General features: G+C 65.3%; 23 protein-coding genes. 13 read left to right on the top strand and 10 right to left on the bottom strand.

Annotated elements, in window-relative coordinates:
- Nucleotides 1-6: 6 nt before the first annotated feature.
- The 12 genes from ACFRJ8_RS06445 (at nt 7) to ACFRJ8_RS06390 (ending at nt 10,675) form a co-directional block, all read left to right on the top strand.
- A complete protein-coding gene (locus tag ACFRJ8_RS06445) occupies nt 7-888 on the top strand; it encodes a type II secretion system F family protein (protein ID WP_377985298.1) in 882 nt (293 codons plus the stop codon).
- A gap of 59 nt (nt 889-947) precedes the next feature.
- Nucleotides 948-1,403 carry a TadE/TadG family type IV pilus assembly protein gene (locus ACFRJ8_RS06440; RefSeq protein ID WP_377985297.1) on the top strand — a complete coding sequence of 152 codons (456 nt, stop codon included), beginning with the start codon at nt 948-950 and terminating at the stop codon, nt 1,401-1,403.
- Nucleotides 1,391-2,854 (top strand): pilus assembly protein TadG-related protein, encoded by a 1,464-nt coding sequence (locus ACFRJ8_RS06435; RefSeq protein WP_377985296.1) that lies wholly within the window; start codon nt 1,391-1,393, stop codon nt 2,852-2,854. Before ACFRJ8_RS06440 ends, ACFRJ8_RS06435 begins: the two co-directional genes overlap by 13 nt.
- 213 nt (nt 2,855-3,067) lie before the next feature.
- Complete coding sequence (locus ACFRJ8_RS06430) at nt 3,068-3,283, top strand: Flp family type IVb pilin (RefSeq protein WP_377985295.1); 216 nt, start codon at nt 3,068-3,070, stop codon at nt 3,281-3,283.
- A 118-nt stretch (nt 3,284-3,401) separates the two neighbouring features.
- Nucleotides 3,402-3,776, top strand: coding sequence for a TadE/TadG family type IV pilus assembly protein (locus ACFRJ8_RS06425; protein ID WP_377985294.1), 375 nt, complete (start codon nt 3,402-3,404; stop codon nt 3,774-3,776).
- A 2-nt stretch (nt 3,777-3,778) separates the two neighbouring features.
- Nucleotides 3,779-4,738 (top strand): pilus assembly protein TadG-related protein, encoded by a 960-nt coding sequence (locus ACFRJ8_RS06420; protein ID WP_377985293.1) that lies wholly within the window; start codon nt 3,779-3,781, stop codon nt 4,736-4,738.
- A gap of 38 nt (nt 4,739-4,776) precedes the next feature.
- Entirely contained in the window at nt 4,777-5,508 is a 732-nt protein-coding gene (locus ACFRJ8_RS06415) for a Flp pilus assembly protein CpaB (protein WP_377985292.1), read from the top strand.
- The gene (locus ACFRJ8_RS06410) at nt 5,505-6,695 is read left to right on the top strand and encodes a CpaE family protein (protein WP_377985291.1); all 1,191 of its coding nucleotides are present in this window, start codon (nt 5,505-5,507) and stop codon (nt 6,693-6,695) included. Before ACFRJ8_RS06415 ends, ACFRJ8_RS06410 begins: the two co-directional genes overlap by 4 nt.
- Nucleotides 6,696-8,228, top strand: a complete 1,533-nt coding sequence (locus ACFRJ8_RS06405) for a CpaF family protein (protein ID WP_377985290.1) — start codon at nt 6,696-6,698, stop codon at nt 8,226-8,228. It begins immediately after the preceding gene.
- A 7-nt stretch (nt 8,229-8,235) separates the two neighbouring features.
- Complete coding sequence (locus tag ACFRJ8_RS06400) at nt 8,236-9,171, top strand: type II secretion system F family protein (protein WP_377985289.1); 936 nt, start codon at nt 8,236-8,238, stop codon at nt 9,169-9,171.
- Between the two features lie 7 nt (nt 9,172-9,178).
- Nucleotides 9,179-10,063, top strand: a complete 885-nt coding sequence (locus tag ACFRJ8_RS06395; RefSeq protein ID WP_377985288.1) for a type II secretion system F family protein — start codon at nt 9,179-9,181, stop codon at nt 10,061-10,063.
- Between the two features lie 132 nt (nt 10,064-10,195).
- Complete coding sequence (locus ACFRJ8_RS06390; protein ID WP_377985287.1) at nt 10,196-10,675, top strand: Hpt domain-containing protein; 480 nt, start codon at nt 10,196-10,198, stop codon at nt 10,673-10,675.
- 77 nt (nt 10,676-10,752) lie between these two features.
- On the opposite strand, the gene ACFRJ8_RS06385 is transcribed toward ACFRJ8_RS06390, so the two are convergent.
- Complete coding sequence (locus ACFRJ8_RS06385; RefSeq protein WP_377985286.1) at nt 10,753-11,514, bottom strand: response regulator transcription factor; 762 nt, start codon at nt 11,512-11,514, stop codon at nt 10,753-10,755.
- Between the two features lie 208 nt (nt 11,515-11,722).
- Here ACFRJ8_RS06385 and ACFRJ8_RS06380 point away from each other — a divergent pair, with 208 nt between their 5' ends.
- A complete protein-coding gene (locus tag ACFRJ8_RS06380; RefSeq protein ID WP_377985285.1) occupies nt 11,723-13,429 on the top strand; it encodes a sensor histidine kinase in 1,707 nt (568 codons plus the stop codon).
- Nucleotides 13,430-13,515: 86 nt separating this feature from the next.
- Here ACFRJ8_RS06380 and ACFRJ8_RS06375 read toward each other — a convergent pair whose 3' ends face one another.
- The 9 genes from ACFRJ8_RS06375 to map form a co-directional block, all read right to left on the bottom strand.
- A complete protein-coding gene (locus ACFRJ8_RS06375) occupies nt 13,516-14,406 on the bottom strand; it encodes a tRNA pseudouridine synthase A (protein ID WP_377985284.1) in 891 nt (296 codons plus the stop codon).
- A 31-nt stretch (nt 14,407-14,437) separates the two neighbouring features.
- Entirely contained in the window at nt 14,438-15,004 is a 567-nt protein-coding gene (gene rplQ, locus ACFRJ8_RS06370; RefSeq protein WP_377985283.1) for a 50S ribosomal protein L17, read from the bottom strand.
- 76 nt (nt 15,005-15,080) lie between these two features.
- Nucleotides 15,081-16,091: a DNA-directed RNA polymerase subunit alpha gene (locus ACFRJ8_RS06365; protein WP_018773683.1), complete on the bottom strand. Its 1,011-nt coding sequence runs from the start codon at nt 16,089-16,091 to the stop codon at nt 15,081-15,083.
- A gap of 133 nt (nt 16,092-16,224) precedes the next feature.
- Nucleotides 16,225-16,626, bottom strand: a complete 402-nt coding sequence (rpsK, locus tag ACFRJ8_RS06360) for a 30S ribosomal protein S11 (protein WP_018773682.1) — start codon at nt 16,624-16,626, stop codon at nt 16,225-16,227.
- 101 nt (nt 16,627-16,727) lie between these two features.
- Nucleotides 16,728-17,102, bottom strand: coding sequence for a 30S ribosomal protein S13 (gene rpsM / locus ACFRJ8_RS06355; protein ID WP_028275004.1), 375 nt, complete (start codon nt 17,100-17,102; stop codon nt 16,728-16,730).
- A gap of 174 nt (nt 17,103-17,276) precedes the next feature.
- Nucleotides 17,277-17,390 (bottom strand): 50S ribosomal protein L36, encoded by a 114-nt coding sequence (gene rpmJ, locus ACFRJ8_RS06350; protein WP_009358722.1) that lies wholly within the window; start codon nt 17,388-17,390, stop codon nt 17,277-17,279.
- Nucleotides 17,391-17,451: 61 nt separating this feature from the next.
- On the bottom strand, nt 17,452-17,673 hold the full coding sequence (infA, locus tag ACFRJ8_RS06345) for a translation initiation factor IF-1 (protein WP_009358723.1): 222 nt from the start codon (nt 17,671-17,673) through the stop codon (nt 17,452-17,454).
- A gap of 188 nt (nt 17,674-17,861) precedes the next feature.
- On the bottom strand, nt 17,862-18,851 hold the full coding sequence (locus tag ACFRJ8_RS06340; protein WP_377985282.1) for a P1 family peptidase: 990 nt from the start codon (nt 18,849-18,851) through the stop codon (nt 17,862-17,864).
- Nucleotides 18,852-18,983: 132 nt separating this feature from the next.
- A complete protein-coding gene (gene map, locus ACFRJ8_RS06335; protein WP_377985584.1) occupies nt 18,984-19,811 on the bottom strand; it encodes a type I methionyl aminopeptidase in 828 nt (275 codons plus the stop codon).
- Between the last annotated feature and the right edge of the window lie 97 nt (nt 19,812-19,908).

Genomic DNA, 19,908 nt, shown 5'->3' with positions numbered 1-19,908 from the left:
GAACACATGACCACCACAGTCTGGCTGTTGATCGCAAGTATCATCCTTCCTTTGACCTACTTTGCCTGGTCATTGATTGGCTTCGACAGGGCTTCCGGCCACTTGATCCGATCGAGGCTCGCCGCCGCGTCGAACCCGCAGCCCGGTGGTTCAGAGCTCGGTCCACACCGGCTGGTCATTCTGGCCCGCAAGCTGACTCCGACGGCCTACGTGTCCCGCTTGGACCGGATGCTCGGGAAGGCGGGACGGCCGGCCTCAATGCCGCTGGACCGCCTCCTGACTCTGAAACCCCTGGCTGCTCTTGGCGGGGCACTCTTGGCCCTTCTATTTGGTGGAGCTAGAAGCCCGCAGGGAGTCGTTCTGTCCGTATTCTTCATTGCGGCCTGCTACGTCGTTCCCGATCTGCTCGTTTACAACAGCGGTACGAAGCGCCAGGCGAGATTGCGGCTGGATCTGCCCAATGTCCTTGACCAGCTGCTGATCTCGGTCGAGGCAGGCCTGGGGTTCGAGGTCGCCATGGCCCGGGTCGGGGCCAACGGTTCAGGTCCCGTCGCGGAAGAGATGGTGCGGACACTGCAGGACATCCAGGCCGGCAGTACGCGCCGTGACGCCTACAAGGCCATGGCCGCCCGGTCCTCGGTTCCGGAGTTGAAGAGCTTCGTAAGCGCAATCATCCAGGCTGATGTGCAGGGGCTTTCCGTGGCGCGGGTGTTGAAACCCCAGGCGGATCAGATGCGAATTCGGCGACGTCTTCGGGCAGAGGAAAAGGCAATGAAGCTTCCAGTGGCCGTGGTTTTTCCGCTGCTTCTCTTTATTTTTCCGCCGCTGTTTATCGTCATCCTTGGCCCCGCCGTCATTAATGCCATCGCCACATTTTCGGGCCGTTGACGAATGCATCCAACCCGGCACGCCGTACAGAATCACCCTCAGATTGAACGGAGCAACAGATGCTTAGGTCCAGAACAGGATATCGACGGGTTCGGGATGGCCGGCAGCGCGGTGCAACGGCAGTTGAATTTGCCTTGATTTTGCCCTTGCTCCTGTCCATGCTCCTGGGCGTGATCGACTTTGGGATGGCCTTCGGTCAAAGTGTCAACCTCCAAGGAGCGGCCCGCGAAAGCGCGAGACAAGGCGTGACGCAAGGTGACGTCATAGCGTCCGCCAACCGTGCGGCGGGTTCGCTGGACAGTAGCCAACTCCAGGTTCGATTCGCCGTAGACACGTCCGCAGGGGAACCCGGTCTTATGGTCGTTTGCCTGCGCTACCCCCAGTCTTCCCTGACCGGTTTCTTTTCCTGGGTACTCGGCGGTGTCTTCGAGGCCAAAGCCGTTATGAAAATGGAAACCCCGGCGGCTGTGGCCTCGGGTGCACAGCGTTGGACCGGAGGGTCATGCACGCCTTGACACCAGGACCGTTCCTGAAGCGGCTGCGTCGCGAGCAAGCTAAGGCGGAGGACACACGCCGCAAGGCATACCGGGAGCGTGGAGCGGCGGCCGTCATCTTCGCTCTCATGATTCCCGTGCTCTTTGGAGCCCTCGCGATGGCCCTCGACGTCGGCAGGTTGGTCTATGAGCGCCAGCACCTGAGCAACGCGATGGACGCCGCCGCCCTGGCTGGTGCGGCGTCCCTTCCTGGTGATCCGGTGGCTGCCCGGAATGCCGCGATGTCATTTGCCCGGGCCAACGACCCCGCAGCGGCACCCACGGTCACGTTCTGGTGCGTGGTCGCTTCAACAGGAGCCGGCCGGACTGTGGTCAGCAGTCAGATCCCGAGCGTCTGCAATCCCGGAACGATTGCCGGCGCCAGGTGCAGCGAGACCATCTGCGCCATCCCCTGCATCCCTGGGGGAAGCAACTCCTGCAATTCGATCACAGTGACCGACGACAAGGACGTCGCATTCAACTTCGCGCCCGTGATCGGCATCAATAGCGGCAACACCGGCTCGCTGGCCGCCGATGCCTGCAAAGGCTCCTGCGGCTCGCAGATCCCGAATCCCATGGATATCGCCCTGGTGGCGGATCGGACCGGCAGCATGAGCGACGCCAATCGAAACCTGATGGTCGCAGGCATCAAGAGCACCCTGCAGACCATGACCCGGGATCTGCAATACGTGGCGTTGGGCACAATCCACCGAAGCAAGACATCTCCTGGCAGCTGTATTACGACGCCCTCCACGGACACCACTGGTCCTTGGATGCCCGTCCCCTTCTCCAACGACTACACCCAGAATCCTGCCCTTCCCGGCGGATCACCACCACTGAACACGGGCAGCACACTCATCAAGGGCCTGAACTGCCTCTCCGCCTCCAGCGGAGGAACGTACTTGGCGGCACCCCTGAAGGCCGCGGCGCGTTACGTACTCGGCCTGACGCCCAACAACCTGGGGAGCCTTCCCGCGCGCTCCACCCCGGCGCGGAAAGCCATCATCCTAGAAACGGACGGTCAACCCAACGAGCAAAACGTTGCTGCCTCGGACAACTCGTTGAACACTGCAAATGACATAGGGACTACCAACGCGGCGGTGGCCTGCAGCAACCTGAAGGCGGTTGCAGCCAATGCCAAGGCTGAGGGCCTGCTGATCGTAACGGTTGCCTTCGGAGACGCAACCACCGCGCAGTGTGGCACCGGCGGAGAGTTTGTCCGGAACGTCCTGGCCGGCTCGGCGTCGCCGGACTCGCACGGCAACCCCAGTACGTCCAACAATGACTGCTCGACTGCGTCGCTCCGGTCAGCCGAGAACTCTGATGGGGACTTCTTCTTTTGCGCAGCAAGCGGAAGCGAACTCGGTCCGATCTTCGTCTCGGCCGTCAACACAATCAGCTCCAACTCCCGCCTCATTCGGATCCCCGGCTGACAGCCCCGGCACCGGACCCCCTTGGACCAAAGCCAAGGGGCCCCTTCGGCATGGCCCAGCGCAGTATGGGCGCAGGGAATGTACAGGAATCGTGCAGTTTGGGAAGCCTTAGCACAGGATGCGTCAAAGGCGAATCATCGGCGTGTCGGTGGTTGCTAAGTTCCTCTCAGTGCTGGTGCAGGGCCAGCCTCCCAACTCGCTCAGGAGTCACCAATGCGTTCCATCCTCTCCAGCTTCGCAGCCCGCCTTCGCCGCGACCAGCGCGGCGCCACCGCCGTCGAATACGGCATCATGGTCTCCCTCATCGCCGTCGTGATCATCGTCGCCGTGACGCTTCTTGGCGGTACTTTGAAGGACACCTTCACTAAAGTGCAGTGCCAGTTGAGCAACAGCACGACCGGAGCCTGCGCTCCGGCGGTAACGCCGTAGCCCAACGCCGGCCCCTGGCCGGACACATCCCAACCGGTATCGGAAAGTGTGGTGGCGGCTCTGAGCCGCCACCACACAGTCATCTCCAGACCAAATAGGCACAGGAAGGCGGTCCCCCATGTCCAAAACATCGGAACGGGGCTCCGTCGCGGTGGAATTCGCGCTCCTCGCCCCGGTCCTGGTGATGCTGCTGCTAGGCATCACAGAATTCGGCCGGGCCTACAACGCCCAGATCACGCTATCCAGCGCAGCCCGCGAGGGCGTGCGGGTGATGGCCATCGTGAACAACCCCAGCGCCGCGCGGACGGCGGCAAAGAATTCAGCCCCCGCGCTGAAACCGGCGCTGACCGACACTAACATCACCATCACCCCCGCAACCTGCGCCACCGGAACTCAAGTGACCCTCAAGATCACATATTCGCTCTCCACCATGACCGGCATCGCAGGCCCGTTCACCATGGAAGGCAAAGGAGTCATGCTGTGCGGCGGCTAGAAATGTCAACGCCAAACGGCGAGCGCGGCGCCATCAGCATCCTGGTCGCGATCCTCATGGTCGCCCTGTTGGGGTTCGCCGCGCTGGCGGTGGACGTCGGCATGCTTTATGCAGAGCGGACCCAGGATCAGAACGGCTCGGATGCAGCGGCCCTCATGATCGCCCAGAAGTGCGCCAAGAACATCAGCGACGCCGACTGCTCCACCACTTCCCCACTCGCCCGAACTCTCGCCAACGGCAACGCCCCCGACGGCGCGAGCAACATCGCAGCCCTCGTCCTGGACAAGGCCGCCCGCACCGTGAAAGTAACGGTGGGGGCCCAGGAAGCAGGTAAGACGCCCAATAGGGTTTCCCTTTTTTTCGCCCGCGCCATGGGTTTTTCAAGCGCCGAAGTAACAGCCACGTCCCGTGTGCAGTGGGGGACGCCGTCCACGGGCACGATCCTTCTGCCCCTTGCCATTGCCCAATGCAAACTCAACCTGATACCCGGTTCGCTGGCTGGCGCCGAACAGGTCCTGGACATGGATTCCGGCGGCTGTGGCGAGATCCCGGGTGGCTTCGGCTGGATTACGGATAGCGATGCAAAGTGCGGAGTCACCCTGACCGCCGGACAGGCGAACAGTGCTGGCGCATGGTTCACCAGCAACACGGGCGCGAGCGCACCACAGGAGTGCACGGCTGCGGACATGAGCAAGATGAATGACCAAACAGTCCTTTTCCCGCTATACGACGTGGCCACCGGTAACGGCTCCAGCGGCAAGTACTACGTGAAGGGATTTGCCGCCTTCCATGTCACTGGCTACCGGTTTTCCAATTTCAGCTGGTCATTGAGCGGGACGCTCAAGAACAAGACCATCAGGGGCTATTTCGTCCGCTACGTCTCGCTGTCCGACGCCTTCGAACTCGGCGGGGCACCGGACTACGGGACCTCAATAGTCCGCCTAACCATTGGAGTGCCCTAATAGTGAAGTCACGCTTATTGGCAGGAGTCGCGGCCCTGGTGCTGGCCGTCGTCGGAGCCATCCTTGTAGTCAGCTACGCGCAAGGAGCCGACAGCCGAGCGGTTCAAGGCCTCGAACCCGTGACCGTCCTGGTGGTCAACAAAGCGGTACCCGCCGGCACCTCAGTAGCGGCTCTGAAAGCTTTCGTTACCAGCGAGGAGCTTCCCGGCAAGGCGGTCACGAAGTCGGCGCTCCAGAATCTGGACGGGCTGGCCGGCAAAGTCACCGCGGTCGACCTTCTACCTGGAGAACAGCTCGTGGCCGAGCGGTTGGTCGAACCGGAGGCGCTCAAAACCAGCGGAATGATTGACGTGCCAAAGGGGTTGCAGGAGGTCTCTTTCCAGCTCGAGCCGCAGCGCGTTGTTGGTGGCCGGATCGTGGCGGGTGACCACATCGGTATTTTTATATCGCTGAAAGGCGGTGGCCTCGAAGCCAAGCCGGAGAAGGAAACCACGCAGCTGACCATCCACAAGGTCCTGGTTACCGCGGTACAGCGCGCTCCCGCCGCTACCGCTCCTGCCCAGCCCTCAGCAGATGGCGCCACCGCACCGCCCGAAGATACCTCGCTCCCCACCGGCCTGCTGATGCTGACCGTCGCGGTGAACGATGTGGATGCCACGAAAATCGTCTACGCATCGGAATACGCCAGCATCTGGCTGAGCAAGGAACCGCTCGATGCCAAGGACAGCGGCCGGCCTGGAATCATGACGAAACCGGAGGTCTACAAGTGAGCCGTTTTGTACTCATCACCCCCAACACCGACTTTGATGCCCGTGTCCGCCAGGCGCTGGCCGGCGGTCTCCCGGGCACTCTGCAGACCTTCGCGATCGCCAACCCCGCGAACCCTGCCGAGCTCTTCGCCAGCCTCAACCAGGAACGGCCGGAGGTCCTGATCCTGGGACCGGACGTGCCGGTGGAGGACGCCCTGCGCCTGGCGACGGTGTTCGACGTCCAGCTTCCCGAGCTCAGCGTCATCCTGGTCGGCGAGGCAGATCCGAACTTCATCCTGCTGGCCATGCGGGCCGGCATCCGCGACATCCTCAGCCCCGCGGCGGACCCCGCCCAGATACGGGTGCTGCTGGAGCGGGCCTGCCAGTCGTTCGCCACCCGCAACCGGACCACGGCAGCCAGCCAGCCGGACAGCGCCAAGGGATTGGTGATCGGCGTCTTCTCCCCCAAGGGCGGAGTTGGCAAAACCACGATTGCCACCAATATCGCGATCGGACTCGGCAAGGTCGCGCCGATGGGCGTGGTAATCGTGGATCTGGACCTGCAGTTCGGGGACGTCGCCTCGGGCCTGTACCTGAACCCGGAGCACACCGTGACCGACGCCGTCTCGTCCTCGGCCAGCCAGGATTCCCTGGTGCTCAAGGCCTTCCTCACGGTCCACCCCGGCAGCATCTACGCCCTCTGCGCCCCCAGGACGCCCGAGGAGGCGGACGACATCACACCGCAGCAGGTCACCCGGCTGCTAGAGCAATTGTCCGAACAGTTCCAGTACGTCGTGGTTGACACCGCGCCCGGGCTCCCGGAGGTCGGGCTCGCCGCGCTCGAACAATGCACCGATGCCGTCTGGGTGACCGCCATGGACGTGCCGAGCATCCGCGGGCTGCGCTCCGGCCTCGAAATCCTCCGGCGGCTCGATCTGCTGCCCGAGACCCGCCACGTGGTCCTGAACATGGCCGACTCCAAGTCCGGGCTGAGCGTCCAGGACGTCGAAGCCACCATCGGAGCGCCCGTGGACGTCAGCATCCCCCGGTCCAAGGCAGTCGCGTTCTCCACCAACCGCGGCATCCCCGTGCTTCAGGACGGACGCAAGGACCCGGCCATCAAGGGACTGCGCCAGCTCGTCAACCGGTTCGATCCCGCCTGGCGCGCCACCGCCCAGAAGAAACTCCACCGCCGGGTGGTGGTCTAAGTGAAGCTTTCCGAGCGGCTCCGCTCCGCCGAGGGAGCTCCCGCCGGCGCACCCGCCGTCGCACCGGCCGCGACCCCGCCGGCCGCTGCCCCGCCAACCACGTCCCCGCCGACCGCGTCCCCGCTGCGAGGAAGCGACGCGACGTCGGCACCGCCGGCCGCCGTCGTGCTCCAGAAAAGCAGCCACCCACCGGTGCCGGGCTTCCCTGAGCACAAGGAATCCCGCGCCCGGGGCCAGCAGCCCGTCGATGCCTTCGCGGCCCTCAAGCAGCGGGCCGCCACGGCCTTGTTCGAACGAATGGGAACCCGCTTCAACGATTCGGCAACCAAGGAAGAGGACCTCCGCACCTCGGCGCGGGAGGAGCTGACCCGCATCATCGACGCCGAACAGGTCCCCCTGTCCGCCGAAGAACGCTCGCGGCTGGTCCGCGATGTGGCCGACGACGTCCTGGGCTACGGTCCATTGCAGCGCCTCCTCGACGATCCCGCCGTCACGGAAATCATGGTCAACCGGATGGACCAGATCTACGTGGAACGCAACGGCAAACTGACCCTGACGGAGTCGCGCTTCAGTTCCGAGGACCACCTCCGCAAGGTGATTGAGCGCATCGTTTCCAAAGTGGGCCGGCGCATCGACGAATCCTCACCCCTGGTGGATGCGCGGCTCGAGGACGGTTCCCGCGTCAACGCCGTCATCCCGCCCCTCGCCGTCGGCGGTTCCTCGCTGACCATCCGAAAATTCAGCAAGGTGCCGCTGACCGTCCGGAACCTCATCGAGTTCGGCACGCTGACGCCGGAAATGGCGGAACTGCTGAACGCCTGCGTCAAGGCCAAGCTCAACATCATCGTCTCCGGCGGCACCGGCACGGGCAAAACGACGCTGCTCAACGTCCTTTCCTCCTTCCTGCCCAACGACGAACGGATCGTGACGATCGAGGACGCCGTCGAGCTCCAGATCCAGCAGGAACACGTGGTGCGGCTGGAAAGCCGGCCCTCCAATACCGAGGGCAAGGGCGAAGTCACCATCCGTGAACTGCTGCGGAACTCCCTGCGCATGCGGCCGGACCGGATTGTGGTGGGCGAGGTCCGCGGCGGAGAATCCCTGGACATGCTCCAGGCCATGAACACCGGCCACGACGGTTCGCTCTCCACCGTCCACTCCAACTCGCCCCGGGATGCCGTGGCCCGCCTGGAGACGCTGGTGCTCATGGCCGGCATGGACCTCCCGTTGCGCGCCATCCGGGAACAGATCGCCTCGGCCGTCAACTTGATTATCCAGATCTCCCGCCTGCGGGACGGCACCCGGCGGATCACCCACGTGACCGAGGTCCAAGGCATGGAGGGAGACATCGTCACACTCCAGGACGCCTTCGTGTTCGACTACTCCGCCGGCGTCGACACCCACGGCCGCTTCCTCGGCAGACCGGTCCCCACCGGCATCCGACCGCGCTTTATCGACCGTTTCGAGGACCTGGGCATCTATGTCTCCCCCGGTGTGTTTGCCGCGCCGCTGACGCCGGCCGGAAGGGCGTGATCTGCCAATGACTCTCCTTCCCATCGGCGTCGGCCTGCTGTTCAGCGCAGTGGTGGTCCTGGGGTTCGTGCTGCTCGCCCCGGGCGGGGCGAGTGTCCCGCTGGACCGGCGCAGGCCTGTCCAGGGCCAGCCAGACTCGCAGCTGACGCGATTCGCCGGCTCGGCCGTCCACCTGGTGGATGGATTCTTCTCCGGCCGCAAAGTCCGGCTCTTCAACCGTGAGTCGCTTGAGCAGGCCGGCCTGCGCCTGGGCCAGGCCGACTTCTTCGTTCTGCTGCTGGCCGGCGCTGTTGCGGCAGGGGTGGCCGGATTCGTCGTCGCGGGGCCGTTGCTGGCGGTCCTGCTGGTGCTCCTGGCACCGGTCGTGGGACATCTCGTGATCGGCTTCCTGGCCGGCAAGCGCCGCAACAAGTTCGACCAGCAGCTCGGCGACACCCTGCAGCTGCTCTCGGGCGGCCTCCGGGCGGGGCACAGCATCCTGCGCACCATTGACGCCGCCGCGTCCGAATCGCAAAGCCCGACGTCGGAGGAGATGCGCCGTGTGGTCACCGAGACCAGCCTTGGCCGGGACCTCCTGGCCTCACTTACCGACACCGCGGACCGGATGAGGAACGAGGACTTCGTCTGGGTGGCCCAGGCCATCCAGATCAACCGCGAGGTAGGCGGGAACCTGGCCGAAGTCCTGGACCAGGTCAACGAGACCATCCGCGAGCGCAGCGAGATCAAGGGGCATATCAAGTCCCTTGCTGCCGAGGGCAAGTTCTCCGCCTACGTCCTCATGGCCATGCCGATCGGGATTGTGCTCATGCTGATGCTGGTCAATCCCGGCTACATGAACGCCATGTTCACACATCCGCTGGGCTGGGGCATGATCGCCGCTTCCGTCATCCTCATGACCATTGGCGGTCTGTGGATGCGCAAGATCATCGATCTGAAGTTCTGAGGCGGCCATGGCACCTCCCGTACTTATTGCCATGTTGCTGGTGGCTCTGCCGCTCGGCTATCTCGCGTGGTCCCTGCTCTCGGTGGACCGCGGATCACAGCGCGCCGTCCGGGAGATCCTCGCCCTGGGCGCGGACCCTGCGGAACTCACCCGGCGCGAGCGCAGTGGCCTGCTGGACCGGGTCGGCTACCGGCTGACGCCCGCGGCCTACGTCCGCAAGCTGGACAGGCTGCTGTCCCTCGCCGGGCGTCCCGCGTCCCTGCCGCTGGGGCGTGTGCTCGCGGCCAAGCCGCTCCTTGGTCTCCTCGGTGCCCTCCTAGGCTTCTGGATCAGCGCCAACAGTTCGACGCCGATTCTCAAGCTCGTGGGAATCTTCGTGCTCCTGCTGGGCTACTTCATCCCCGACCTCCTGCTCTACAGCAAAGGGCAGGAGCGCCAGAAGATCATGCAGCTGGAACTGGCCAATACGCTGGACCAGATGCTCATCTCGGTGGAAGCGGGCCTGGGCTTCGAAGGCGCCATGGCCCGGGCGGGCGAGAACGGCAAGGGCCCGCTGGCGGAGGAACTGATCCGGACCCTGCAGGATATGCAGGTCGGGCGCAGCCGGCGCGAGTCCTACGTGGCGCTGGCGGAACGGACGAACATCCCCGAGCTGCGCAGCTTCGTCCAGGCGGTGGTCCAGGCGGACACCTATGGCATCGCCATTAGCCGCGTGCTCCGAATCCAGGCGAAGGTCATGCGGGTCAAGCGCCGGCAACGGGCTGAGGAGAAGGCCATGAAGCTGCCCGTCACCATCTTGTTCCCCTTGCTGTTCTTCATCTTCCCTGTGCTGTTCATCGCCATCCTGGGGCCGGCCGTCATCAACGCGATTGATACATTCAGCGGCCAGTAGCAGCCGCTGTCCCGGCCGGGTCCGTAGCCCGCAATAGCGCCCGTGACTGGTTCCCCCTCGGAAAGCCTCAGGGTTTCCGCAGGATAGACCGGGCTGCAAGGCATCGCCCCTCTCAGCAAGTAGCGTGTTCACATGTCCCTTCCAAGCGCTTGCCCCGACGACGGAGACGCGAGCATTGCCCTCGCTCCCACAAACTCTCCCGGACTGCCGGTGCCTGCCTTCACGGCGTCCAGTGCGCCGGCAACCGTCCCGGCGGCACCCCCGCTGGTGGATCCGGCCGCGCTCCAGGATCTTGGTGACCAGCTCGACAGCCCGGCCGTGGCGAAGGGATTTGCGAGGGATTACACCAAGATGTGGGACCAGCGCTACCGAACCCTGGCATCAGCCCTCGAGCGCGGGGATCTCGCCGGCTCGATGGACGCAGTGCTGAGCCTGAAGACGTCCTCGGCCATGGTCGGCGGCCTGCGCCTGGCCCAGCTCGCGGGCGAGCTGGAGAGCGCCCTCAGGGCCGGCGATATAGGCCACGCCCTGGCGCTCCTGCGCGTTGTTGCCGAGCGCGGCGGGGAAACTGTTGACGAGCTCCAGTTCAGCTACGTGCTGTGGGACAGCTAGGGCCGCCGGTACCGCTGCCCCCAACGCACGATCCGGGCGCCGGCTACCGGACGCCGGATGCTGACCGGCCCAGGAGGCTACCGCGCCGGGGAAAGCCGGTAGCCCACGCCGCGGACGGTCTGCAGCCAGCGCGGTTGCACCGGGTCCTCGCCGAGTTTCCTGCGCAGGTTGCCGATATGGACCTCGACGGCGCGTTCGTCGGATTCGCTGATGTAGGCGTCCGCCCGGTAGTAATCACCCCGGACCACCCGCACCAGTTCGGTCTTGGACCGCACGGCGCCGGCGCCCTTGAGGAGGGCTTGCAGCAGGTCGAACTCGCTGCGGGTCAGGCTGATCGCGACCCCGTCGACGCTCACGGAACGGGTCTCGGGGTTCAGGTCCAGGCCGTTGTGGTGCAGCACCGGACTCTGCGAGGGTGCCGGCGCGGCGGCGGCCTCAGCACCGGATTCCTGTGCGGTCCGGACGTCCTGCCGGGGCCGTCGCATCATGGCACCGACGCGGGCGCGCAACTCGCGGGGCCGGAAAGGCTTCGCCAGGAAGTCATCGGCCCCGGTGTGAAACGCGGTCAGCGTGTCAAGTTCGTCGGTCCGCGCCGTCAGCATGACCACGTAGGCGTCACTGAACTGCCGGATCCGGCGCAGCACCTCGAAACCGTCGATGTCGGGCAGTCCGACATCCAAGGTGACCACGCTCGCCTCCCGCGCCCTGACGACGTCGACCCCTTCACGCCCACCGGCCGCCGAATGAACTTCGAAGCCTGCCTGGCTCAAAACGGCTTCGACAAGGTTCCGGACATCTTCGTCGTCTTCTACTACGACGGCGACTCCCAGGTCGGTCATGGCCCCCCTCATGTGTCACGCTGCGCCGCCGTTCGCGGATGCGCCGGCAGCAACCTTCTGGCCGGCCCCCACCGGCATTGCCAGAATACCCACCCTACGCGGCAAATTACCGGCTGTTCGGTAATACAAATAGCAAAACTTCGTTTTGTGTCAAATTTACGTGACACAAGGTGTAAAACTGGAGCATCGGGAAGGGGACGGGGCGTCTTTGCTTAAACAGCGGCTGATCCGCGGTGCGGATCGATACGGCAAGGCTCTGGGGCCGCGCGCGCGGGTCCTCGTGTGCCAGTTGCCGCTGGCCGTGGTGATGGCTGGAGTGGTACTCGCTGCGCCTGCAGCGTGGCCCAGCCTTCCGGACAGCACCTGGTGCCGGTACGCACTTGCCCTGCAGGCCGCGCTCCTTGCGGCCTGCGTCCTGATCCCCTGGCAACGCTTTGGTCCGTTGGCGCCACTCGCCATCCCCGTCCTGGACCTGGTCGCGATCGGTCTGCTCCGGGACGGCACATCCGCCGGCCTGCCGGATCCCGGTGTGCTCTCGGTCCTTCCGGTGGTGTGGATTTCGGCGTCCCGGCTGTCCGCCGCCGCGAGCGTTTCCCTGAGCTTCTCGGTACCACTACTGGCCGCCCTGCCCTGGCTCTTCGCGGACCGAGCTGCACCGCTGGCAGCGAGCACGGTCGAAGCCGTGCTGGTGCCGCTGATGATGCTGGCAGTCTCCCTGGCCATGCGTTTCGCGCGGGCTCGCTTGCGGCACGAGCAGTGGCGGATCCAGTCCAAGGAAGCCGAGCTTGAAGTCCTGCTCGCGGCCAGCAGGGAACGCGAACAGCTCCTGAATACCATTCTTGACACCGTCGACGTCGGGATCGTGGCAGTCGACGCCGCCGGCCGACGGCTGCTGACCAACAGCTGGCAGAGCCATCTGGAGGCATCCGCGGCCACCTCCCACCGCTCTGCGGAGTCGGCGGAGTCGCCAGAGTCGGCGGAGCTGCCGGTGGAAGAAGGCCTGCTGCTGCTGACCGGCCAGGACAGAAACACGCCGCTGCCCCTGGAGCGCCGTCCCATCCGCCGCGCGCTGGCCGGCGAGTCCTTTGCCGACTACCTTGTCTGCTTCGGCGACGGGTCGGCCAGCCGCGTCCTCTCGACGGGAGCCCGGCCCCTGAAGGACGACGCCGGTGACTTCCGCGGGGCGGTGGTGGTCTTCAACGAGGTCACCGGCCTGGTGGATGCCCTCGCCGCGAAGGACGAGGTGGTCTCCACCGTCTCCCACGAATTCCGCACGCCGCTGACATCCATCATCGGCAACCTGGACCTGGTGCTCGCCGACACGGAGGGCCTGGACAGTCCGGTGACACGCCGTGTCGAAGTGGCGCAACGCAACGCGGAGCGGCTCCTGGCCCTGGTGTCGGACCTCCTGATGTCCGCCAGCGCCGCGGTCCACGTCCATCCCCGCCGCACCGACCTCGCCGGTCTCGTGGAGGCCAGCCTCGGCTCCGCCCAGGCCCAGGCACAGGCACACCGCGTCTGTTTGGCGATGGACGTCCCGGCCCCGCTCTGGGCCAACGTGGATCCGCTCCGGATCAGCCAGGCCCTGGACAACCTCGTCTCCAACGCGATCAAGTACTCACCCGACGGCGGGTCGGTGCGGATCTCTGCCAGCACTGTCGACGGCCTGGTGCGTCTCCAAGTCGCTGACACCGGCATGGGCATGACCGCTGCCGACGCCGGACGGGTCTTCACCCGCTTCTTCCGCAGCCCGGCCGTCCGAGACGGTTCCATTCCGGGGGCCGGACTGGGCCTGTCCATCACCAAAGCCATCGTGGAACGGCACGGCGGCTCCATCTCCTGCCGCACCCGTCCGGGGCACGGAAGCACGTTTACTCTCGAGTTTCCCGCCGACGGTCCCCCGGCCGCGTTCTAGGGGACGGCCCGAGGTCGCCGGAAAGCGGCCAGATCGCCGGAAATTTCCGGCGAACTGGCCGCTGTCCGGCGATCTCGCCGCACATTCTACGCGCGCAGGGCCCTGGTCAGTTCGGCGCGGGCCTGCATGCCGCTGTCCGTCGGGTAGGCCACTTCCTCGAGCACCAGCGGATGCGGGGCAGCCAGCACGGACTTGGCATCCCGCTGCCGGGCGAGGAGCCGCTCGTAGAGCCAGCCCGGCGCCTCGATGCCCTCCCCCACGTACAGCGCCGAGCCCACCAGGGAGCGGACCATGTTGTGGCAGAACGCGTCGGCCTGCACGGTGGCGACAATGACGCCGTCGGCGCCGCGGGCGAATTCGAAGCGCTGCAGTTCGCGGATGGTCGTGGCGCCTTCGCGGGGCTTGCAGTACGAGCGGAAATCCTGCAGCCCGAGCAGCGGTGCGGCGCCCTCGTTGAGGAGCCCGACATCAAGCGGGTCCTTGTGCCACAGGGTGGAGGCACGTCCCAGCGGGTCCCACAGCGCGGGGCCGTCGGCGATCCTGTAGGAGTAGCGGCGCCAGAGGGCGGAGAACCGGGCGTCGAAGCCCACGGGGGCAATGCTCACCCTGTGCACCTCGATCGCCCCGCTGAGCTCGCCCAGGCCCCGGCTCAAGGCGCCGCGGATACGGCGGAGCAGGGCAACGGCGGGATCCAATTCAGCACCCCGGTTCAGGCCCAGCCACTCCGCCTCGCTGAGGTCCAGGTGGACCACCTGGCCGCGGGCGTGCACGCCGGCGTCGGTGCGGCCGGCCACAGTGACGCGGATGGGGCGGCGGATCAGCAGCGCGAGGGCCTCTTCCAGGACGCCCTGCACCGTGCGCAGGCCCGGCTGCACCGCCCACCCGCTGAACGGGCCGCCGTCGTACGCCACATCCATCCGGATACGCAAAAACCCGCCGCCCCCCAAGACGGGGGCAGCGGGTTTGAGCTCGTTCATAGACTTAAGTCTATAAGAAAGATTTAGCGAATTACTTCGCGTCCTTCTCGGACTCAACGGCTGCTTCCTCAGCGGCCGGAGCCTCTTCGGTTGCTGCAGCTTCAGTCTCAGCGACCTCAGCCTCGGGAGCTTCTTCGGTCTCGGCAACCGGAGCTGCCTCGGCCTTCTCGGCGTCCTTCTTGTCTGCATCGCGCTTGGCGGCGGAGGTAGCCTCGGCTACCACGGCCTGCTTCGCGGAAACCGGCTCGAGAACCAGTTCGATGACAGCCATGGGAGCGTTGTCGCCCTTGCGGTTGCCGATCTTGGTGATGCGGGTGTAGCCGCCATCGCGGTTCTCCACTGCCTGTGCAATGTCGGTGAACAGCTCGTGGACGATGCCCTTGTTGCTGATCAGGCCGAGTACACGACGGCGGGAAGCGAGGTCGCCACGCTTGGCGAAAGTCACCAGGCGCTCGGCGTACGGCTTCAGGCGCTTGGCCTTAGTCACCGTGGTGGTGATCCGCTTGTGCTCGAAAAGTGCGGCGGACAGGTTCGCGAGCATAAGACGCTCGTGAGCCGCTCCGCCTCCGAGGCGCGGACCCTTAGCGGGGGTAGGCATAATAGTTTCTCCTCATTGGAAGCCGTTGGGCTGCGCACACCAGGGTGCATCCAGCCGGCCGGCCAAGATCTGTTGGTTAGAGCTCGTCGTCGCTGAACGCGGCGTCGTCCTCTTCGATGGCTGCGGCACGTGCTGCGAGATCGAAACCGGGAGGGGAGTCCTTGAGGGACAGGCCCAGTTCGACCAGCTTGGCCTTGACCTCATCGATGGACTTCGCGCCGAAGTTGCGGATGTCCATGAGGTCAGCCTCGGAGCGGGCAACGAGTTCACCCACGGTGTGGATGCCCTCACGCTTGAGGCAGTTGTAGGAACGGACCGTCAGGTCCAGATCCTCGATCGGCAGAGCCATGTCGGCTGCCAGGGCAGCGTCCGTCGGCGAAGGGCCGATCTCGATACCTTCAGCTGCGGTGTTCAGCTCGCGGGCCAGACCGAACAGTTCCACCAGGGTGGTACCTGCCGAAGCGACGGCGTCGCGCGGGGCGATTGCCTGCTTGGTCTCGACGTCGACAATGAGCTTGTCGAAGTCAGTGCGCTGCTCAACACGGGTAGCTTCCACGCGGAAAGTAACCTTCAGGACCGGCGAGTAGATCGAGTCGACCGGGATGCGGCCGATCTCGGAGTCGCCGGACTTGTTCTGAGCTGCCGAAACGTAGCCGCGACCGCGCTCGATGGTCAGTTCGAGTTCGAACTTGCCCTTCGAGTTCAGCGTGGCGATGTGCAGATCCGGGTTGTGGAATTCGACGCCGGCCGGCGGAGCGATGTCCGCGGCGGTGACGACTCCCGGGCCCTGCTTGCGCAGGTAAGCAACAACCGGCTCGTCGTGCTCGGAGGAAACCGACAGGTTCTTGATGTTCAGGATGATCTCGGTGACATCTTCCTTGACACCCGGAACCGTGGTGAACTCGTGCAGCACGCCATCGATCCGGATGCTCGTTACAGAGGCACCGGGGATGGAGGAGAGCAGGGTACGGCGGAGGGAGTTTCCGAGAGTGTAACCGAAGCCCGGCTCCAGCGGTTCGATGATGAACCGTGAGCGGTTTTCGGAGACGACCTCTTCGGAGAGGGTGGGGCGCTGTGCAATGAGCACTTAGGTTTCCTTTCGGCGAGCATCCGCTATATGACGCAACACAGGTGGTGGAAAGATCGGTCTGGAGACTTAACGCGGCCGGGCCTGCCCGGACCGGTGAGGGTCCGGGCAAGCTCCTGGGCGCTGGAAAGCCTTAGACGCGGCGGCGCTTCGGCGGACGGCAGCCGTTGTGGGCGCTGGGGGTAACGTCCTGGATGGAGCCAACCTCGAGGCCAGCGGCCTGCAGCGAGCGGATGGCGGTTTCGCGTCCGGAACCCGGTCCCTTGACGAACACGTCAACCTTGCGCATGCCGTGCTCCTGTGCACGCTTTGCGGCGGCTTCGGCGGCCATCTGGGCAGCGAACGGGGTGGACTTACGCGAGCCCTTGAAGCCAACCTCACCGGACGAAGCCCAGGAGATGACAGCACCGTTCGGGTCCGTGATGGACACGATGGTGTTGTTAAAGGTGCTCTTGATGTGCGCCTGGCCCAGCGCGATATTCTTCTTGTCCTTCTTACGCGGCTTGCGAACCGCGCCACGAGTCTTCGGGGGCATTTTTTCTCCTACAGAAAGTTATTGGGGGAAAGCCTACGCTTGTGCCCACATTTGCCGGGTTCCTTGAAATCGCGCCAGCGATTTTAGGGGGCAAATGGGGTTTAACGGGCCTTCTTCTTGCCTGCGACGGTGCGCTTCGGACCCTTGCGGGTACGGGCGTTCGTCTTCGTACGCTGACCGCGCACTGGCAGGCCCTTGCGGTGGCGAATACCTTCGTAGCTGCCGATTTCAACCTTGCGGCGGATATCAGCGGCCACTTCGCGGCGAAGGTCACCCTCAACCTTGTAGTTGCCTTCGATGTAGTCACGCAGCTCAACCAGCTGCGCGTCGGTCAGGTCCTTGACCCGAACGTCAGCGCTGATGCCGGTAGCAGCCAGGGTTTCGTGTGCACGGGTCTTGCCCACGCCGTAGATGTAAGTAAGCGCAATTTCCAACCGCTTTTCGCGGGGAATGTCTACGCCAGCGAGACGAGCCATATTGGCAGTACTCCTTGTATAAACCGGAGGTCGTAGGCAGTACACCCGCACTTTCAGTGCGGCCCCAGCCTCCGACCGGGGGTTAGCTGTCCGGGCCCAATACGTCCCAGTTCAGCTTGTGCTGCCTTTATTTACTTGCGTGGGTTAGCAACCCAGGATTTCCCGTGAGGGAAATTAGCCCTGGCGCTGCTTGTGGCGCGGGTTCTCGCAGATCACCATGACCCGGCCATTACGGCGGATCACTTTGCACTTTTCGCAGATCTGCTTGACGCTCGGCTTGACCTTCATGGCGTTCCTTTGCGTGTGTCAGCTGGACCGGCCCTCGGCTGTTGCCCTGGCCGCCCAGTGTTTACTTGTAGCGGTAGACGATACGACCACGTGTCAGGTCGTAAGGGCTCAGCTCCACCACTACGCGGTCCTCGGGGAGGATCCTGATGTAGTGCTGGCGCATCTTTCCAGAGATGTGTGCCAGAACGATGTGCTTGTTGGTGAGCTCAACGCGAAACATCGCGTTGGGCAGCGCCTCGGTCACAACGCCCTCGATCTCAATGACCCCGTCCTTCTTGGCCATACCCTCCGCTAACTGTTGTTGCCGCAGCCTCCCGGTTTGCACCGGTCATGACCGCGGACGTTTTTGATTGGTTGGTTGACGCCACCCGACCACAAAAGGGCACAACGGGGCAGACAACCAACAGACAACACTACGCCATTGCGGTCCGATTGTTAAATCCGGAGTTAAATCCAGCCATCGTAGCGCACTCAGCGTCCGTACGCACCTAACGTCCCGGCCGCCGTCGTCACTGCCTCCGCCCGCGAGATCCCGTCAAGGATGGCAAGCCGGACGACGTCGGCGGCCGCGCTCTGCAATGTAATGAGGCTTACCTGCCGGGCCGCCGGGGTGCTGCGGTCAAGTGCGACGGCGCCCGTCGCCAGGGCGAACACGGTGTCCCCGTCAGCGAGCGTGTGGCTGGGCGCCAGTGCCCGGGCCAGCCCGGCGTGGGCGGCCGAGGCCGTCCGCTTGCAGTCTGCCGTGTCCAGGACCGCATCGGTGGCGACGACGACGAGTGTGGTGTTCAGCGGCGGCGGGTCCGTCGGCGCGGCCACCGGCACGCGTGGACCTTCCGGCGCAGGTTCCGCCCCAACAGCCGAAACCCTCTGCCGCGACGTGTCAAAAGGCAGCCCCAGCGCGTTGACGACTGCAATGGCGCCGACGGTCACCCCGTTCTCCAGGGTGATGGAGGCGGTGCCCACTCCCCCCTTGTAGGCGCCCCGACCGATTGCCGCTCCCGTGCCGGCGCCCACGTTGCCGCGTTCGACGTCGTGCCCTTCGGGCTGCTCTGCCGCGGCGGCCGTAGCCGCGTAGCCCATCGCCTCGCCCGGGCGGGCGGAGAAATCGCCGCCGCGGCCCAGGTCGAAGATCGCGGCCGCAGGCACGATCGGAACAAGCCCGCCGGGGACGGGGAAGCCGCGGCCGTTCTCCTCGCACCAGCGCATGGCTCCGCCCGCGGCTGCGAGGCCGAACGCGCTGCCCCCAGTGAGGACCACGGCGTCCACGGTCTGGGACAGCGTGGTGGGATCCAGCGAGTCCGTCTCGTGCGTCGCGGGCCCGCCGCCGCGGACGTCCACCGAGCCCGCTGTTCCCGGCGGCGGCAGAATCACTGTGACCCCGCTCAGCCAGCCGCCGTCGGACTTCTGGACATGGCCTATCCGGATCCCGGCGACGTCGGTGATCGCTCCCGTTGCTCCCATGGCTCTATTGTGCGCCCCGGCGTAAACCCCCGCCTGCAGCGGCGCCAACTGCCCTGCGACGCGCAAAATCCCTGGCGCTACCCGTATTCGGGTGTCGCCAGGGATTTTGCGTGTCGCCGGAAAACTTGCGCGTCAGGGGATCGGGACGGGCACGACGCCGAGCGGCGCCAGTTTCGCCGCTCCCCCGTCCGGTGCCGAGAGGACCCAGATCCCCTTCTCGTGCACGGCGACAGAGTGCTCCCACTGGCAGGAGCGCTTGCCGTCCGTGGTGACGACGGTCCAGTCGTCGTCGAGGACGGCGGTGTCGATGCTGCCGCGGACCAGCATGGGCTCGATGGCAAGGCACAGCCCCGGGCGGATCTTCGGCCCGCGGTGGCCGGTTCGGTAGTTCAGCACGTCCGGCGCCATGTGCATCTCGGAGCCGATGCCGTGGCCCACGTAGTCCTCCAGGATGCCCAGCGGCTTGCCGGGCACAGAGGAAACGTAGTCGTCCACCGCGTTGCCGATATCGCCCACGAATTTTCCGGTGGCCAGGGCCGCGATGCCCCGCCACATGGCTCCCTCGGTGACCTCGGACAGGCGCACGTCCTCGGGATCGGCGGTGCCGACAATCACGGTCCGCGCCGAATCGGAGTGCCATCCGTCCACGATCGCGCCGCCGTCGATCGAGATGATGTCGCCGTCCTGCAGCACGCGGCTGCCGGGGATGCCGTGAACCACTTCCTCATTCACCGAGGTGCAGATCGTGGCCGGGAACCCGTGGTAGCCGAGGAAGTTGGATTTGGCGCCGGCGTCCTGGAGCACGGCGGCGAAGACCTCGTCCAGCCGGGCCGTGGTGACACCCGGGGCCGCGGCGGCCACCGCCGCATCCAGGGCCCGGCTCAGGACAAGCCCGGCCTCATGCATCGTGCGCATCTGGGCGTTGGTCTTGTATTCAATGCGTGCCTGGCCGAATGCCATCTGTACCTCAGTGTTTTCTCTCGCGGTCCGGTGGCGCTTCACTCGGGGCTCCACCATGGGTCATCAACCCAAGTCTTCAAGCTCTATTCTCCCGCAC

Origin of the sequence: Arthrobacter sp. NPDC056886, assembly GCF_042788715.1 — a bacterium.
Taxonomy (GTDB): domain Bacteria; phylum Actinomycetota; class Actinomycetes; order Actinomycetales; family Micrococcaceae; genus Arthrobacter.
Note: the sequence above shows the minus strand (reverse complement) of the source record. Positions and strands in the feature narration are given on the sequence as shown.